17 protein-coding genes and 1 pseudogene are annotated in these 15,666 nt (G+C 49.7%); 2 read left to right on the top strand and 16 right to left on the bottom strand.

Going from position 1 to position 15,666, the window contains the following annotated elements:
• Positions 1-85: 85 nt before the first annotated feature.
• The 5 genes from ACFQ2I_RS09695 to ACFQ2I_RS09675 all read right to left on the bottom strand — a co-directional run bounded on the left by ACFQ2I_RS09695 (position 86) and on the right by ACFQ2I_RS09675 (position 2,388).
• A complete protein-coding gene (locus tag ACFQ2I_RS09695) occupies positions 86-190 on the bottom strand; it encodes an ArsB/NhaD family transporter (protein WP_377563864.1) in 105 nt (34 codons plus the stop codon).
• A 1-nt stretch (position 191) separates the two neighbouring features.
• Positions 192-518, bottom strand: a complete 327-nt coding sequence (locus ACFQ2I_RS09690) for an ArsR/SmtB family transcription factor (RefSeq protein ID WP_377563863.1) — start codon at positions 516-518, stop codon at positions 192-194.
• A gap of 147 nt (positions 519-665) precedes the next feature.
• Positions 666-1,112 (bottom strand): threonine/serine exporter family protein, encoded by a 447-nt coding sequence (locus tag ACFQ2I_RS09685; protein ID WP_377563861.1) that lies wholly within the window; start codon positions 1,110-1,112, stop codon positions 666-668.
• A gap of 33 nt (positions 1,113-1,145) precedes the next feature.
• The gene (locus ACFQ2I_RS09680; RefSeq protein ID WP_377563860.1) at positions 1,146-1,913 is read right to left on the bottom strand and encodes a threonine/serine exporter family protein; all 768 of its coding nucleotides are present in this window, start codon (positions 1,911-1,913) and stop codon (positions 1,146-1,148) included.
• 97 nt (positions 1,914-2,010) lie between these two features.
• Positions 2,011-2,388 carry a hypothetical protein gene (locus tag ACFQ2I_RS09675; RefSeq protein WP_377563859.1) on the bottom strand — a complete coding sequence of 126 codons (378 nt, stop codon included), beginning with the start codon at positions 2,386-2,388 and terminating at the stop codon, positions 2,011-2,013.
• 203 nt (positions 2,389-2,591) lie between these two features.
• On the opposite strand from ACFQ2I_RS09675, the gene ACFQ2I_RS09670 reads away from it, so the two are divergent.
• Positions 2,592-3,326, top strand: a complete 735-nt coding sequence (locus ACFQ2I_RS09670) for a hypothetical protein (protein ID WP_377563858.1) — start codon at positions 2,592-2,594, stop codon at positions 3,324-3,326.
• 70 nt (positions 3,327-3,396) lie between these two features.
• On the opposite strand, the gene ahpF is transcribed toward ACFQ2I_RS09670, so the two are convergent.
• Both ahpF and ahpC read right to left on the bottom strand, forming a co-directional pair.
• Positions 3,397-4,926: an alkyl hydroperoxide reductase subunit F gene (ahpF, locus tag ACFQ2I_RS09665; RefSeq protein WP_377563857.1), complete on the bottom strand. Its 1,530-nt coding sequence runs from the start codon at positions 4,924-4,926 to the stop codon at positions 3,397-3,399.
• A gap of 13 nt (positions 4,927-4,939) precedes the next feature.
• Positions 4,940-5,503, bottom strand: coding sequence for an alkyl hydroperoxide reductase subunit C (gene ahpC, locus ACFQ2I_RS09660; protein WP_377563856.1), 564 nt, complete (start codon positions 5,501-5,503; stop codon positions 4,940-4,942).
• A 656-nt stretch (positions 5,504-6,159) separates the two neighbouring features.
• Between ahpC and ACFQ2I_RS09655 the strand changes: the two genes are divergently transcribed.
• Positions 6,160-6,462 (top strand): hypothetical protein, encoded by a 303-nt coding sequence (locus ACFQ2I_RS09655; RefSeq protein WP_377563855.1) that lies wholly within the window; start codon positions 6,160-6,162, stop codon positions 6,460-6,462.
• Here the strand turns inward: ACFQ2I_RS09655 and ACFQ2I_RS09650 are convergent.
• The 9 genes and pseudogenes from ACFQ2I_RS09650 to ACFQ2I_RS09610 form a co-directional block, all read right to left on the bottom strand.
• Positions 6,459-7,577: an NAD(P)/FAD-dependent oxidoreductase gene (locus ACFQ2I_RS09650; protein WP_377563853.1), complete on the bottom strand. Its 1,119-nt coding sequence runs from the start codon at positions 7,575-7,577 to the stop codon at positions 6,459-6,461. The genes ACFQ2I_RS09655 and ACFQ2I_RS09650 overlap by 4 nt on opposite strands.
• Entirely contained in the window at positions 7,574-8,326 is a 753-nt protein-coding gene (locus ACFQ2I_RS09645) for a class I SAM-dependent methyltransferase (protein ID WP_377563852.1), read from the bottom strand. Before ACFQ2I_RS09645 ends, ACFQ2I_RS09650 begins: the two co-directional genes overlap by 4 nt.
• Positions 8,327-8,421: 95 nt before the next feature.
• Positions 8,422-8,691, bottom strand: coding sequence for an RNA polymerase sigma factor (locus tag ACFQ2I_RS09640; RefSeq protein ID WP_377563850.1), 270 nt, complete (start codon positions 8,689-8,691; stop codon positions 8,422-8,424).
• 450 nt (positions 8,692-9,141) lie between these two features.
• Positions 9,142-9,620 (bottom strand): annotated as a pseudogene (locus tag ACFQ2I_RS09635) (GAF domain-containing protein).
• Between the two features lie 13 nt (positions 9,621-9,633).
• Positions 9,634-11,127 (bottom strand): aminoacyl-histidine dipeptidase, encoded by a 1,494-nt coding sequence (locus ACFQ2I_RS09630; protein WP_377563849.1) that lies wholly within the window; start codon positions 11,125-11,127, stop codon positions 9,634-9,636.
• Between the two features lie 117 nt (positions 11,128-11,244).
• Positions 11,245-12,741, bottom strand: coding sequence for an aminoglycoside phosphotransferase family protein (locus ACFQ2I_RS09625; protein ID WP_377563847.1), 1,497 nt, complete (start codon positions 12,739-12,741; stop codon positions 11,245-11,247).
• A complete protein-coding gene (locus tag ACFQ2I_RS09620) occupies positions 12,738-13,550 on the bottom strand; it encodes a hypothetical protein (RefSeq protein ID WP_377563846.1) in 813 nt (270 codons plus the stop codon). The genes ACFQ2I_RS09625 and ACFQ2I_RS09620 overlap by 4 nt, the downstream gene beginning before the upstream one ends.
• 276 nt (positions 13,551-13,826) lie before the next feature.
• Positions 13,827-14,978 carry a hypothetical protein gene (locus ACFQ2I_RS09615; RefSeq protein ID WP_377563844.1) on the bottom strand — a complete coding sequence of 384 codons (1,152 nt, stop codon included), beginning with the start codon at positions 14,976-14,978 and terminating at the stop codon, positions 13,827-13,829.
• A 15-nt stretch (positions 14,979-14,993) separates the two neighbouring features.
• Complete coding sequence (locus ACFQ2I_RS09610) at positions 14,994-15,548, bottom strand: GNAT family N-acetyltransferase (RefSeq protein ID WP_377563895.1); 555 nt, start codon at positions 15,546-15,548, stop codon at positions 14,994-14,996.
• Positions 15,549-15,666 lie beyond the last annotated feature (118 nt).

Raw genomic sequence — 15,666 nt, 5'->3', positions numbered from 1 at the left:
GTCGAGCTGCGTAATGAAATAATCCCCCAGTTCTCTGTCTTGAACTGAGGGATAGGCCTAACCGTTTTTTTGTTTTTTTCACTGTCTACTTGACAGGGAGCACTTCAGACCACCCGATGCTGAGGCCTTTTGGCTGCCAAAAGACAAAGGTTAAAGTAAGCAAAAATAGTAAAACTGCAATAATAGCCATGTCATCCTCCAAACAAGGAATTGCAATCCTCTTTAATCAATTCCACTTTCTCTTTTAATGATGGAAGACCGTCCAGTATGACACGGATATAAGGCTTATCATCCACATGAAGCGAATAATAAATCCATTGCCCTCTTCGGGCTTCATTCACCAGCCCTGCAGCTTTCAGCTTGCGCAAGTGCTGGCTGGCATTCGGCTGAGAAGTCTCGAGCAAATCTGCTAAGTCGCATACACATAAGGCACGCTCCTTTAACATGACCATCATGGTGAGTCTCGTTTTATCGCCAAGCAGCTTTAATTGGTCTGCTACAGTATAAATTTGTTCCATTCGATTTGTCCCCTTTCGTCAACAATGACACTTTTCACTATATAAGCATTCAAACATATAATCAAGTAATTATATAGTGAATGATGAAAAAAGAGAATTCCAATAAGGAATCCTCTCGCTTCGCAGCAGGCTGTATCCCGTGCAAATTCACGCGTTCCTTCTCCTATTCGCCCAAGTCTTCCGAATCAACTGATGAAACACCTCGGACAGGACAAGCCCCATGGCGATCGAACCCGACACCATAAGCGCTTTGACTCCTTGTTGCACAGCAATCGTATACTCGCTCTCAACCAAGTGTCTCATCGCATCATAAGCAAGTCCTCCCGGCACGAGCGGAATAATGCCCGATACACCGAAGACCGTAATCGGAATGCGTTTCCACCTGGCTAACGCATGACTTAACATCGCCACGCCAACCGCAGCGATTAGTGTCGCTATGATCGCGTTCATATCCTGAATCGTTAGCAGATAATATAGCATCCAGCCCAGCAAGCCGACAAGCCCGCACAGCAGCAGCGCTCGCTTGGGCACATTGAATATCATGCCGAATGCGGTAGAAGCAACGAAGCTCGTTGCCATCTGTTCAATCATCATATGTACCTCCATTGCCGATACAGCTTCATGAGTCTATAGTTGAAAGACAGACAGCACGACCGCAATGCCTGCACCTATGGCAGCCGCTGTCAGGAAAGCGTCAGCTCCCTTCGACAAGCCCGACAGCAGATGTCCCGCCATAAGATCGCGAACGGCATTGGTGAGCAGCAGGCCCGGAACTAACGGCATAACCGAGCCGATAATCATCAGATCAAGATGATGACCGAACCCTAATTTCACCATTAACACCGATACCGTCCCTATCGCCATAGAAGCCAGAAATTCAGCAAAGAATCGAATGGGTATAATCAGATGAAGCCAAATCAGCAAAGCAAGCCCGATTCCGCCAGCTATCGACACTGGAATAAAATCTGCCCAGACGCCTTGAAACATAATCATAAAGCATCCGCTGGCTACTGCGGCCGCTGCAATTTGCACCCATGCGGGGTATGCGCTCTTTGCCTCATCGATGCCCTTCAAGGCTTCGAGCGCTTCATCCAGACTAATGTTCCCGCTCGCAATCTGCCGTGATAGATCATTTACTTGCGTGACCTTCTGCAGATCAGTTGTCCGATCTGTTATTCGTACAAGTCTGGTGGCGGGGTATGCTCCCTGAATACCGAATATGATGCCTGTCGGCATCACAAAGCTTTGCGACTCTGGAATACCGAACGCTTCAGCGATACGCATCATCGTATCTTCCACCCGATAGGTTTCGCCGCCGCTCTGCAGCATAATCTTTCCAGCCAGCAAGCAGATCTCGGTCACATCCTCCACACGATATGGAATGGTCTGATTCATGACTGTATCGCTCCTACTTCATCCTTGCTTCTAGTATAACCGCAATTCATATTGAAGGAAACAATCACCTCCCTCCTTGTATCACCCTATCGTTTCATTAGCCGTCTTTCTCGATTGAACAACACGCCTTCACGTTCTCTACTTTAACATCTGCGTCGAAGGTTAAAGGAATTTCCACAAGAATATGCTGTTTTACTTTGAACCTTATTTTTTTACGGCATACTCTCGAGCCTTTTCTACATTTGGATTTATGCTTTCTTTTATGCGAGCACCCTCTTCTTCTTTTTTTTCGCTTGCATCTCACCTTGATTTTCCCTGCGAGAACTGAAGGACAGATAACGATTTCAGCTTCAATCGGAATTTCTTTTATGATTGTTGCTCGACACCCTCCATCTTCATGGTTGCCGCGCATTTCCGTTTCTGTTTCGTCATCAGGAATATCCTGACAAGCTTCATCATGCTCATGTTCTATCATCTTTCTTCCTCCTCTTTTCATACTTCCTATAGTCTATATATATTATGGCGATCATCTATTCTGTTAGTAGAAACGCAAAAACAAGCAGAAACCTATAGGCTTCCTGCAAATCACCATTTTTAAAATCTAGTCGAATACCTTTAACAAAACGGCAAAGCTTTGAATCTGCTAATATAGTAAATCCAAGAGAAGGAGAGATAAAATTGGCAAATTCGAATTGTGGCTGTGGAGGAACAACACCCGAAACCAATCAACAAACGGTAGTCGTACAACAGGCCCCTGAAGCAAATTGTCCCGTAACCGTCTCTAATCAAGTCTGTCTTCAGGCGGATCTGGAGGTCATTCCGTCTATTGAGACGGAGACAATTAATGTCACTTGCGTTGGCAGTCCCTTTATTGGCAGGTGCAATGGCTCTCAAGAACCTCAGCCGTGCAGATTCTCCGTTAGCCAAGTGGTCTGTGCCGAATTTATGATTAACTTCTCCGCTATCGCAATGGTAGAGAATACTTCTGCCGTATGTGAAGAACCGGTAATAGGCCCTTGTCCGGAACCTGGTGCGTGTACGCATACGATTGGGTACTGGAGAAATCAAGGAACGCAATTCGTTGAGGATAATCTTCCCATTCTATTAGGCAATGGAGGAGGCTTGAGCATAAACGTAGATACGTTAGCGGAAGCATTACTCATTCTTCAGCCAGCAACTGGACCAAGTCCTGTGCCACAATACAATCAATTGTATGCTCAACTCTTGGCTGCCAAGCTTAATGTTCTCAATGGCGCCACTTGTCAAGGAGCAGTAGATGCTATTGCAGCAGGAGACGCCTTCTTGTCCGGCAGCGCTGTTGCGGATCAGCCGCTCGTCGCCGCCGCGCTTGCCATGACGTTAGAGATGTTCAATTCAGGATCATTAACGGGCTGCCCGCCGGAATGCGTCTAAGCTGACCTGTACTAAAATTTTTAGAAAATAAGAAGCTGGCATCGGTCGTATACCAATGCCAGCTTCTCTATTAATTGCGAATGAGGTAATCGAAGGCGCCAAGCGCGGCTGTCGCGCCTGAACCCATGGAAATAATGATCTGCTTGTAGGGACTGTTCGTGCAGTCGCCTGCAGCGAATACGCCCGGCATACTTGTTGCGCCGCGGCTGTCCACCACGATCTCACCGATGCGCGTACGTTCCACAGTATCGTCCAGCCAGTCTGTATTCGGCACCAGACCGATCTGAACGAATACGCCATGCAATTCGATATGCTTGGTTTCTTCCGTCTCGCGATCGATATAGGAGATGCCGTTCACTTTGTCCTCGCCTGTAATCTCCTTCGTTTGCGCATTCGTGATGACCGTAACATTCTGCAAGCTGTGCAGGCGTTCTTGCAGCACCGCATCCGCCTTGAGCTCCGCAGCGAATTCCAATACTGTGACATGATTAACGAGACCCGCAAGGTCAATAGCCGCTTCCACGCCGGAGTTGCCCCCGCCGATCACCGCGACATCCTTGCCTGTGAAGAGCGGACCGTCACAATGCGGGCAGTAGGCTACCCCTTTGTTCTTGAACTCCGCTTCTCCCGGCACGCCCAGATTACGCCAGCGGGCACCTGTGGAGATGATCATCGTCTTGCTCTTCAGGACGGCTCCGTTCTCGAGCTCAAGCTCGATCAGCTCTTTCTTCTCGAGGCGCTTCGCACGCTGTGTCTTCATGACGTCGATATTGTAGTCCTTCACCTGTTGCTCCACACTCGCTACAAGCTGCGGACCTTCAATGTACTTCACGCTGATGAAGTTCTCGATGCCCAGTGTATCATTCACCTGACCGCCAAATCGCTCGGCTACTATGCCTGTGCGAATTCCTTTGCGAGCCGCATAGATAGCCGCGCTTGCACCCGCAGGTCCGCCTCCGACAACCAGCACATCGAATGGCTCCTTGCCTGCCAGCTCCTCTGAATCGGGACCGCTGCCCATCTTGGCGAGAATATCCTCGATGGTCATCCGGCCGCCTCCGAACATCTCCCCATTCAAGAAGACTGTCGGCACGGACATAATGTCCTTGCTCTCGACTTCATCCTTGAATACAGCTCCGTCAATCATTGTATGCGTAATGCCCGGATTGAGCACGCTCATCAGGTTCAGCGCCTGTACGACGTCGGGACAGTTATGACAGCTCAAGCTAATATAGGATTCGAAGCGATACTCGCCTTGAATGCCTTTAATCTGATCGATGACGCTCTGTTCTACCTTCGGTGCGCGTCCGCTTACTTGAAGCAACGCCAGCACCAAGGAGGTGAACTCGTGACCGAGAGGCGTACCGGCGAAAGTAATGCCGGTATCCTCTCCCACGCGATTGACGCTGAAGCTAGGCGTTCTGTCCAGCGTTGTTCGCTCTACAGAGATACGTGGTGACATCGTGGCCAATTCATTAACCAATGCCAGCATCTCTTCTGATGAAGTGCCTTCGCCCGCGCTTACCTTCAGTACAAGATCGCCTTCCAGCAATTGAAGGTATTGCGAGAGCTGAGCTTTGATTTCCTGATCTAGTTTCATAAGGAACAGCTCCTTAGATTTTGCCTACAAGATCCAGGCTAGGCTTAAGCGTTTCGCCGCCTTCTTGCCATTTCGCAGGGCATACTTCACCTGGATTGTTGCGGACATATTGAGCGGCTTTCAGCTTGTTCACCAGCGCGCTTGCATCGCGGCCGATGCCGCCAGCTGTAATTTCTACCGTTTGGATGACGCCGTCAGGGTCAACGATGAATGTACCGCGGTCAGCAAGACCTGCCTCTTCAATCAGAACATCGAAGTTACGGGACACGATGTGGGAAGGATCGCCGATCATGATGTATTCTACTTTACCGATTGCAGGCGAAGTTTCATGCCATGCTTTATGCGTGAAGTGAGTGTCTGTCGATACGGAGTATACTTCGCAGCCAAGCTGCTTCAATGTAGCGTATTGGTTTTGCAGATCTTCCAGCTCAGTCGGGCATACGAATGTGAAGTCTGCAGGATAGAAGCATACAACACTCCATTGGCCTTTGAAGCTTTGCTCCGAGACCTCGACGAATTGACCCTTGTGGAAAGCCTGTGCTTTGAACGGTTGTACTTCAGTTCCGATTAATGACATGTGTGTATATCTCCTTTAACAGTGGATTGTATTGATAAGTCTGTTCAAGGCGGATCAATCTGATTTCCTTGGACAAACTTTATAATCATTATTATTTACGATAGGATATAAAGTGTCAAGACAAAATTTATATTTATTCCTAACTGAGAATGCATTTCACACAATCTTCATGTTCTCATCCTATCGGCAACTTTATCATTGTCCCCCATTCCCTTGTTGATCTATTCATTGAACACTGATTTTGCTTCGCTTTTCTCAGCTCTCCCAAAGTCTTTTCTGCAACGTTTTCTACCTAATGCTCGTCATAACTAACATATATTAGGAAGGCAGTGAATGTCATCCAATATCGATTAGTAACCTGTCTGTTGGCTTGTGCGTTTGTTCTCGCTTCCACCTCTCCAGCCTTAGTCCGTGCAGGTAGTCCCGCCGCATGGTCCTTCGAACTGCTAAGCGCACAATCTGAAGCGATTCTGTATGGCCAAGTTACGAATACAAACGAGAACGGCAGAGAGGCTATTATAAAAGTATTCAACTATGTAGGTGCGAGTCCCGCTCCCAAAATAGTTAATCTGCCTTCAACGAAGTCTAGCAGAAGAACGGCGGAAGACTCTTGTCCAGACTTTTCAACGAAATTCCTGTAAGGAAGAGCATACATTGTGTTTCTCGGCAATAACGGCCCGTCTCCTTCCTTGCTGCATCCCGATTGGATCACCGCTCTTTCTGTTGAAGAAGGCAGTGTGAGTGTAAATATGCATGGCCACAAAGCTCAAGTACAACAGCTGCTAAGTGATTATTCGGCTGGTCGTGGGATGCAAGTACAGACGCCAGATAGGCATTCGCCGAATTGGGATTCGGAAGATTCCCCTTACTGGCTTTACGCGGCCGCATTGATTCTGTTCACTGCGACTGCTATCTGGCTTGGATACCGATTCAAGGGTGAACAACATTCGAAAGACTAGTGTATAGCTTTTCTAATGTCATAATCGTTCAGTTCGATGTCAAGCTCCAGACTCAGCGCAAGCTTCGCTAGTTGTTCACCCAGCAACGGCCCGACTGTTAGTCCAGAAGCTCCCAGACCGTTGGCTGTCAACAGTCCTTCCCACCCTGGTATGGCCCCGATGACCGGGAGAAAGCCGGGGGTAAACGGACGAAAACCAACGCGCATCTCCTGAAATGTGCTCTCCGCCAGGTCTGGAGCTACTGTTAGCGCTTTCTGCAAGATTTCTTGCATGCCGCCAGCCGTGACTCTTGTATCATAGCCCTCTATATGATCTTCATGGGTAGCGCCAATGACCACCTTGCCTTCATCGAATGCAAGCAAGTATTGATCGGAAGGCGGCATCACAACAGGCCAGCTACCTGTGTCGCCTTTCCCGTTCACTTGTACATGCATGATTTGCGCTTTCTGATAGCTCACTTGAAAGGATATGCCGAGCGGCTCCAGCAGCTGACGCGCCCATGCGCCGGCGCAGACAATCACCTTGTCTGCTTCATGGCGATCTCCGTTCACAGCAACGCCGGTAACACGGTTGGATCGGCCAACCAGCGCCGCCTCTCCTTCCATGAACGTTGCACCGTGCCGCAAGGCGGACCGGAGTAATGCATCTCGCAGCGACCGCCCGTCGACACGGGCCGCTCCGCTGACATGAACGGCATGATAACCGTCAGCAAGCAATGGGAAGCGCATGCGAACATCTTCTTCTCCGCACTTCTGTATGCCCCCGATCTCAGGCGCATCTTCTCTTCGCATATACGCCCTCTCCATCATTTTGTCCACTTTATCGGGATCATGATGCAGCTGCAGGGAACCGACCTTGCTGTAACCGGTCTCCGTCTCCCCTTCATTGCGAAGCTCGTCAATCAGCTCAGGATAGAAGCGCGCCCCAGCCTTAGCTAGTCGATACCATGCCTGATTGCGCCGCTGTGTCAGCCAAGGACAGATGATGCCCGCAGCAGCATCCGTCGCTTGCCCTTTATCCTTGCGATCAATGAGTAGAACCTCCGCGCCTCGCTTGGCCAGCTGATATGCCGTCGACGCGCCCAATATACCCGCTCCAATAACAATGACTTTCATACCGGCTGCATTCCTTCCGCAATTTTAATGGCGGCAATTCTTAATCTCCTCGTATCTGCCGTCCATACTCCGTCATTCTCCAGATACGGTTTAACCTTCGTCTCTATCATGCTGTAGATTTGCTTCTTATCTGCTTCAGTAACGTCATGGAACAGCATGCGTTCGAACGACACCAGCCAGTTTCGAAGCCCATTTTCTCCTTTAAGCGGAGCAGGACTGTCGAAGTGGTGCGCCGCCAATACGCGAAATCCGTTCTGCTCCAGCAATCCGGCATACTCCCCGAGTGTGGGATGGTACCACGGGTTTCGCCCTTCCCATTCATAGCCATGCTCTTCCAACGCTTGACGTATAGCATGAATCATAATTGCCGTATTCCCGCTCCCAGCGAATTCCGCCACGAACCGGCCGCCGTCGCGCAGCGCAAGCCGCACCGTATGAACAACAGCCTCCGCATCCTTGATCCAGTGCAAGGAAGCATGGGAGAATACCGCGTCGAAGGGCAGCTTTGACCGGTATTGGCGAGCGTCCGCCACTTCGATTTCCAATTCTTCATATTCCCTTCTGGCCCTGCTCACCATTTCCTCGGATATGTCTATGCCCACCGGTGTCGCACCTGCCGCAGCCATACGCGCCATGAAGCCGCCTTGTCCACATCCCAAATCCAGAATTCGTTCCCCCGGCTGCGGCTTCAGCCAAGCGAAGACATCATTCTCCGGCTTCAACGTCATCGTCCATTTATGATCAGGCATACGATTGCCTCCCTAATTAAGACTTCAGGTGTCAATCATAATGATTATGCATCGGGCCTGTCAATGCCTCTTACAGTTCGGCAGTTACCTCCCTATCATGCGCAGATCTTGTCGCGGCAGACATTGACTGCAATCGTCGTCAGCCAAGTCTTCACGCTGCTGTCTCCGCGGAACGACGACCAGCCCCGGTAAGCGCGCAGGAACACCTCCTGGCTAATATCCTCGGCGAGATGTCGGTCGCCCGTATAGAAATAAGCGATACGCATAACCATTGCGCCATATGCCTCCATTAGCAGCTCCAGTGCATCTGCTGGCTGCTTCGGGAATGCTTCCTTCTTCTTCATATTCATGCCGGCCGGCAACACTTGAGCACCACCTCCACCCTATTAGACGGCATATATGGCCAATCCGCTGCATGGAACAGCAAAAAAATGTGATAACTTATAAGCCGTTAAATGACGAATATTCCTAGTTTCCTACCACTTAGTTAACTGCATTTCTTATCATTATTTTCAATGGAATGCTACTCATCTTCACGTAGAACTGGATTTCATGCTGCTCATTCGGCTCATTGTTGCGATATTGTCCTATTTAGTCTGATGCAACTGTACTTATTCCATTTGCGGCTTTTAAAAAACACAATTGGCCTACAGTAATGACACAATATCCAGTTAGCAGGTAGTCATGCTTTAGCAGAAGCTCTCCATCCAAGAAGCAGGAAAAGGTGAACTTTCTACTTCATACCCCGATTTCGTTAAAGAAAATTAAAAAAACCGGCTGCAATAGCCGGTCTCCAAGCGAGAAAGTCTCATCTGTTACAGATGCAAGCAAAGCTCCTCTACGAATTTCTCTAAATAATGCTGATCGGTCTCATCAAACCGGTTATGACTTGGACTGTCAATATCCAACACGCCGAACAACTCACCATGCAGCAATATCGGAACGACGATCTCCGATCGGGAGGCCGCGTCGCAAGCGATATGACCGGGGAACGCATGCACATCCGCTACCCGTACCGTCGATTTCTCCTTCGCTGCCTTGCCGCATACGCCCTTGCCGTGCGGAATGCGCACGCAAGCAGGAAGCCCCTGGAAGGGGCCTAACACCAGCTCATCGCCTTGGTTCAAGTAGAAGCCGACCCAGTTCGTATCGTCCAGAAACTGATTCAACAGTGCTGAAGCATTGGACAAATTCGCAATGCGATCCCGTCGCCTTGCAGCAATGCCCGAAGCTGTGACAATAAGAGTGCATAGTTCTGATCGCGCGTGCCCTTGTAAGACTCGGTATGAAACATCTGGCTCGTCCCCCTATTCTTTCATCTCCCGCAATACACCTTGAAGAAAAGCCCAAGTCCGTTCAACTGATGAGATGGACAGATGCTCGTTGGGGGTATGGATCTCGTAGAGATTCGGTCCGCACGATACGGCATCTAGCTCAGGAAGCTTCTCGATCAGCACACCGCATTCCAATCCGGCATGAATCGCCTTCACTTCAAGCGGCTTGCCGAAGCGGCGCTCATACACTTCCTCGAAGTGCGGGCGAAGCTTGGAATCGGCACGATACGGCCAGCCCGGGAAGAAGCTGTCATGACGTATGCCGCAACCGATGGTCTCCGCTAGCGTCTCCAGCATGCGCAATACGTCGTCCAGTTGCGAGCGATGGGAGCTTCTTGCGAGGCTCTGCACGACAATCTCCTCGCTCCCGGTCGTGATAACCCCGGGATTAGTGGAAGTGCGTACAAGATTGTCAATCTCCTTATCCATGCTGAGCACGCCGCTTGGCATAAGCGTGAGCAGTCGGATGACGGCCGTCTTCGTCTCATCGGAGAATACCTTCCTGGATGCCGTCTTTTCTCCGTCGCGTCCTGATGCTGTAATGGCTTTCAGCGTAATCACAACGCCTTCGTCAGTGCTCCGGTATTCCTCGTTCAGAATCCGGTTCATCTCCTGCACACGTGCTTCTGCATAATATACATCCGATTCCTGCAAGTATAAGAGTGCTTCCGCTTCACGAGGAATGGCATTCACCTTCATGCCGCCCTGAAGACCTCCCACATGAAAGGCGACATGCCGCCGCAAGTTATCCAGCATTCTGCCCAGCAGCTTGTTGGCGTTGCCACGCTCATGAATAATGTCGTCGCCGGAATGCCCGCCTTTCAAGCCGTTCACCGCTAGTATGTATGGCCGTCCCCATCCCGTCTGTTGCTCCACCCATTCAACGGGCACCGTATGATAGATGTTGACGCCACCGGCGCTGCTGACGAACAATATGCCTTCGCGATCGGAGTCGAAGTTGATCATTCTGCGCCCCTTCAAGGAGGCAGTGTTCAGATGCAATGCTCCGCCCATCGTCGTCTCTTCCTCCGTCGTCAGGATGATCTCCAGCTCGGGATGTGCCATATGCTCGCTGTCGATGATCGCCATTGCCGTCGCCACTGCAATTCCGTTGTCCGCTCCCAGCGTTGTGCCTTGCGCATAGAGCATATCACCGTCGATCCGGAAGCGGATCGGATCACTTTCGAAGTCATGCGCCGTCTCTTTATTCTTCTCGCATACCATGTCCAGGTGGCCTTGGAAGATGACCGGCTCGGCTTGCTCGTAGCCTGTGGCAGCAGGCTTGCGGATAATCAGGTTGAACCGCTCGTCCTGTTCAACCATGCAGCCTCTTTGTTTTGCGAACTGCGCGACGTAATCGCTTATTCCCTTCTCGTTTCCGGAAGCTCGTGGTATAGTTGACAGCTCCTCGAAGCGATGCAGCACCGGGCAGTCGCCGTTATATACTCGTGTAGCATTTTTACTCATTGCAGTAATCCCTCCATCCTGCTTATTAGAGTATCAGGTTTCGCTCCATTGTGCCAATGGCGCTTGAAGAGACACGTCAATCGCGCCAGGTAGTCAATTCATACGCCTGAGCGTCATCTAACCTCGATTCATTAACGACTCAGCGAAGACCGCTTGCGCTAGCAGTCCCTCCCACTCTTCGGGAGGCGCACCGCTTTCGATGTTCCAGCAGACGGCCATTGATGTCTCGATGTAGATACACTTTCGAATCGCTTCGTCAGGGAGCTGCAGCTCGCTGGCCAGCTTCTCAATAATCGCATTGATTTTCTCCTCAAGCTCTGGGGTGATATCATTCTCGAATTCATTCAATATGAAACGCGGAACTTCGAACAAGGGATCGCCTACTACGCCTTTGGGATCGATTATCCGATATTCGTCGCCTTCCCCGAGCAAAATATTATCGTGATGCAAATCGCCATGCAGCAGCATGGTGCGATTATACGTCTCGTTCAAGGACTTACAGATGTCATTGGCCCGCTTAATATGGGCATACAAGTCCGGGCAATCCTGCCGAGTACTCATATACCCCGTAATTTTGCTCACCCACCCGGAATACGTCGGGTACATATCGACCCTCGCCGGTTCCCGGTGCATGTCCCGATACAGGGAGCAGAATACTTCCAGCCGTCGTTCCAATGAAGGCTCGCCGCGTAATGGAGTGCCGGGCGACACATACTGCAGCAAGATGACGCCGTGCTCAAAATCGCCTTCCAACGCTTTGCAATAGCGGCTGCCCTCATATTCCTGCAGGGCGTAATACTCCGAGTAAAACTCCTTGGAAGCGGCCCGTCCGATCTTCAATACCGTCTTGCCATAGAGAGACGAGCGGCAAGTCAATACCAGATTGGCAGAATAAGACGGAATGAGCCGCAACGAAGTTAGTCCCCATCTATTCGCATACCGCTCTATATTTCGTATTGCCTTCTGATAGAAGGCGTCGCCGAACGTTTCCACTATTCGCTTCTTCTCCTCCTGCGAGAAGATGAACGCCTTCTTCCCTCCATCGCGAATCCCCTTCTGAACCGCCTTCTCCACCCGAAAGCACAGCATAACGAAGAGCAGCTCTGCGATTAAGCCGATAATGTTGAGTACGATAAGCGGCAATACAATACTGTCATTGATGTTCAGCAGAAATGGCGTAACAAATAATAGAAGAGCATGAGCAGCCACATAGCCGTTCCTACGTCCGATCACAACAGTAAGCAAGCTCGATTGTCCGGTTCCTACTGTGATAGTGGTCAGTCCTTGGAAGATCATATAGACCATCACGACATGTACGATTTGTATGGACTGGGCAACTATCAATTCATCTACCGATAACGTATACAATAGAGAAGAATGACGACCGAAGGTGATCAAGAAATGTATGAACGGCGTTACCGCCAGCAGCAGCGCTAACCACTTCACTGTTCGAAATTGCCGCTGATGATGATTCAGCCCGAACATCCCGGAAGCCATTAGCAGATAGCCGATCGTATCGGGCAGCAGATCGAAGCCGCCAATCCGAAAATCGAGTAATACGAGAAGCCCCCCGTAGCCGAGACTTCTTAGCCCCTTCCTTATTGCTTCTGTCATTGTATGTTGCCTCCAGACCGTACCAGACGCCCCACCTGCTTGTCGCTCAAATGCTGGTTCAAATTCATCGGCAAATACTCCACGATCCTGCTCCCGTCCTCAAGCGCAAAGTGAAATATAATCCTCGCTTGGAATTGGGCGTAGGCAGCTTCAGCATCGTCGGGAGGAGACCAGTTATGCGAGAAGGACAATCCCTGTCCCTTCGACATCTGCACAGGATAATCCAGCTTATCAATCGGTACGCCCGATTCCATCAGCTCGTACCAAGGCTCCAACTGCTCGCGATACGAGTAGTCTATTCCTTCAAGCGTCGCGGACTTGTTAAGAGTCACCTTATATTCGCCGTTGGAGCTGGCAGATCTGAAGTCTAATATGCCACTATCCTCACGAGCTACGATTTGAATCTCGCCTATCGGCATCTCCATAGATCTCCCGCTATCGAAGAACACCGTTGCGTTGCGAATGACAAGCGGCAGTGGCAGATCGTCAGGTATCAATTCCGGCTGAATAGTAGCGCTTGCTTCCATCAGCTTCTGATGCGAATAGCTTGTTTTCTCCCACATTTGAAAGTTGAGATGCGGCAATTCCGCCAATTGAATGCCTTCGATTTTATCTTTGGCATGGCTGTTCTCCAGATAACGTATCCCTATCATTTCTCCGCCAACGTTGCCAACCGTTATATAATGCTTGAGGAATAACGGTTCTTTCAATTGCATGCTCTTATAGTACATCAAATTTCCTATCCAGCTTCCTGCAATCAACAGTGCTATAACGATTAGCACTTTTTTCTCTTTCAGCTTATCTTGCATGCTCAATTTGCCCTCTCGCTTTCTATTGTTCCGATCACTCGATAATCGTTCACGGGTTCCCCCAATACGTATACTTCAATCTTGCTGGGCAGTTCATCCGCTCACCTTTCGCCTTGGCCACTCTCTCACTCCTCCCTTTTCCACCAATTGAAATTTGCCATGAGTATACCATATTAATTGCCCTTGAAGACAAAAAACCGCATACGACTGCAACTCATCTTGCTCGTCGTACACGGCATTTTAGTCTGTTCAGACTACATATGCGAATGATCCGGCTTATTCAACCGTGAACATGCCCGTTCCCTGCATCGACCATTCCAGCTTGAATGTCATACTCTTATCCGGATTGCCCTTCATATAACCTTCCGTCTCGTTCTCCAATATGGAGAAGTAGTAATCTCCCTTAGGCACCTTGTTGCCGAACTCATCCTTCAAATCCCATATTAGCTCGGTCTGCATCATGCCATGTCTCCACTGCACTTCGCCCTTGAACGGCTTAGTGGCAAGCGTTCGAATAACCTTTCCTTCGCTATCCGTAATCTCGACAAGCAGCTGAAGCGGCTTGGTCGTCACAACTGTATCTTCCTCACTACGGTTAAGCAAGGTGACAATGAACGGGATCGGCTCTCCGGGCTTGAACGGCGAGAAGCCGAGAGCCGCATTCAGCGGGAACCCGTTGAACCCGCCCGCACCTGTGACGCTGCCCACATACCCTTGATCATAGTACCAATCCTCATTGTCCGCTAGCTTTACCTGCAGCTTATAATCTTCGGGTGTTGCCATGTATGGGAAGTAGTTTCTGAATTGAATCATCTCTCCTGGCTGCAGCTGTGAGAGCGGCACATGCAAAGGCTTATTAGGCTTTAGGGCACTGCTCACGCCCAACGTTTCGCCGCTGCCATCTAGTATGGCGATGACGACATCTTTATTTTTCGGGATGGTTTTCTCAACCTTGATCGTTCCGCTTATGACCGGCATCTCATCATCCAATGCGAACTGGACGTCCAGATTGCCGAGCTTAACATATCCGTCCTCATCTTGAAGCGTCAGATCCCGATCATCCTCATAATATATATCTACCTTCGCTCTATCTCCGGAAGTCGGGGGCGTATAATAGACGGAGCCGCCCATCTCATTCGCGAAGGAACGCAGCGGGACATATAGTGATCCTTTGTGATTCAGAATTTTAGACTCATCGGAGCTGATCGCATGGCTCTCGCCGCCTAGATGGAAGTTGACATAGACTGGCGTCAGACGCGCCCGCACTTCTTCCGACACGGCAGCCGCCGTTAACACCATAATAGCCATTCCGCAGAATAAACCGCCAATAAACTTCTTCAACTCATCCGCCTCCAGCAATTTCAATTTAATGCCATCTTCCATATAGACGATATAACCCATTGAAAGTTGCTGCACTTCCGAAAACATTAGCTTCCCGTCTCTTTAATGACGGCGGTTAACCGCTTCTCTTCTCAAAATGGAGAAAATGACTGCATCGACAAATTGCCCCTTCTCGAAGAAGCAATCTCTTAAGAGCCCTTCCTCTGCCAAACCTGCCTTCAAAAGCAGCTTCCTGGAGCTAATGTTGGCGGGATCTATGAATGCCTCAATACGATTAAGCTGGAGCGATTGGAATCCATACTGAAGGATCGCTGCAATAGCCTCCGTCATGATCCCCTGCCGCCAATATTCCGGTGTTAACTCGTATCCGATCTCAGCCTTGCTGTGCTCCTTCGCCCAATTATGGTAGCCACAAGTGCCGATGACCCGTTCCTCGTTCTTCAGCGATATAGCCCAGCGTATGCCTTGCTCAGTCTCATAACGTTTATTCCAGCTATCAATCAGGTCAGTAGCTTGCTTAATCGATGTAAAACTCTCCAAATCGTAGAATTCTGTTACTTCATCTCTTGAGAAATAATGGAACAGATGCATGCTGTCCTCTGGTCTTAATTGCCTTAGCGTAAGCCGTTCAGTATATATAACAGGAAATGTATTCATCATTTCACAACCAACTTTCTTTTCATGAATAAGAAGACAATAGATAGTTTTCGATCCGACTCATGTTTTACCACTCGATATTTTTCATTCGCTGTATAACTCATCTCTCCCAACTGAT

The sequence above is a fragment of the Paenibacillus chungangensis genome (genome assembly GCF_042675905.1).
In the GTDB taxonomy this organism is placed as follows: domain Bacteria; phylum Bacillota; class Bacilli; order Paenibacillales; family Paenibacillaceae; genus Pristimantibacillus; species Pristimantibacillus chungangensis.
The sequence above is the reverse complement of the archived record's forward strand: the minus strand, read 5'-3'. Positions and strand labels throughout refer to the sequence as shown.

Bases quoted from the DNA above. Each gene is read 5' to 3' on its own strand.
- ACFQ2I_RS09695 (WP_377563864.1), bottom strand. From the start codon at position 190: ATGGCTATTATTGCAGTTTTACTATTTTTGCTTACTTTAACCTTTGTC.
- ACFQ2I_RS09690 (WP_377563863.1), bottom strand. From the start codon at position 518: ATGGAACAAATTTATACTGTAGCAGACCAATTAAAGCTGCTTGGCGAT.
- ACFQ2I_RS09685 (WP_377563861.1), bottom strand. From the start codon at position 1,112: ATGATGATTGAACAGATGGCAACGAGCTTCGTTGCTTCTACCGCATTC.
- ACFQ2I_RS09680 (WP_377563860.1), bottom strand. From the start codon at position 1,913: ATGAATCAGACCATTCCATATCGTGTGGAGGATGTGACCGAGATCTGC.
- ACFQ2I_RS09675 (WP_377563859.1), bottom strand. From the start codon at position 2,388: ATGATAGAACATGAGCATGATGAAGCTTGTCAGGATATTCCTGATGAC.
- ahpF (WP_377563857.1), bottom strand. From the start codon at position 4,926: ATGAAACTAGATCAGGAAATCAAAGCTCAGCTCTCGCAATACCTTCAA.
- ahpC (WP_377563856.1), bottom strand. From the start codon at position 5,503: ATGTCATTAATCGGAACTGAAGTACAACCGTTCAAAGCACAGGCTTTC.
- ACFQ2I_RS09650 (WP_377563853.1), bottom strand. From the start codon at position 7,577: ATGAAAGTCATTGTTATTGGAGCGGGTATATTGGGCGCGTCGACGGCA.
- ACFQ2I_RS09645 (WP_377563852.1), bottom strand. From the start codon at position 8,326: ATGCCTGATCATAAATGGACGATGACGTTGAAGCCGGAGAATGATGTC.
- ACFQ2I_RS09630 (WP_377563849.1), bottom strand. From the start codon at position 11,127: ATGAGTAAAAATGCTACACGAGTATATAACGGCGACTGCCCGGTGCTG.
- ACFQ2I_RS09625 (WP_377563847.1), bottom strand. From the start codon at position 12,741: ATGACAGAAGCAATAAGGAAGGGGCTAAGAAGTCTCGGCTACGGGGGG.
- ACFQ2I_RS09620 (WP_377563846.1), bottom strand. From the start codon at position 13,550: ATGCAAGATAAGCTGAAAGAGAAAAAAGTGCTAATCGTTATAGCACTG.
- ACFQ2I_RS09615 (WP_377563844.1), bottom strand. From the start codon at position 14,978: ATGTTTTCGGAAGTGCAGCAACTTTCAATGGGTTATATCGTCTATATG.
- ACFQ2I_RS09610 (WP_377563895.1), bottom strand. From the start codon at position 15,548: ATGAATACATTTCCTGTTATATATACTGAACGGCTTACGCTAAGGCAA.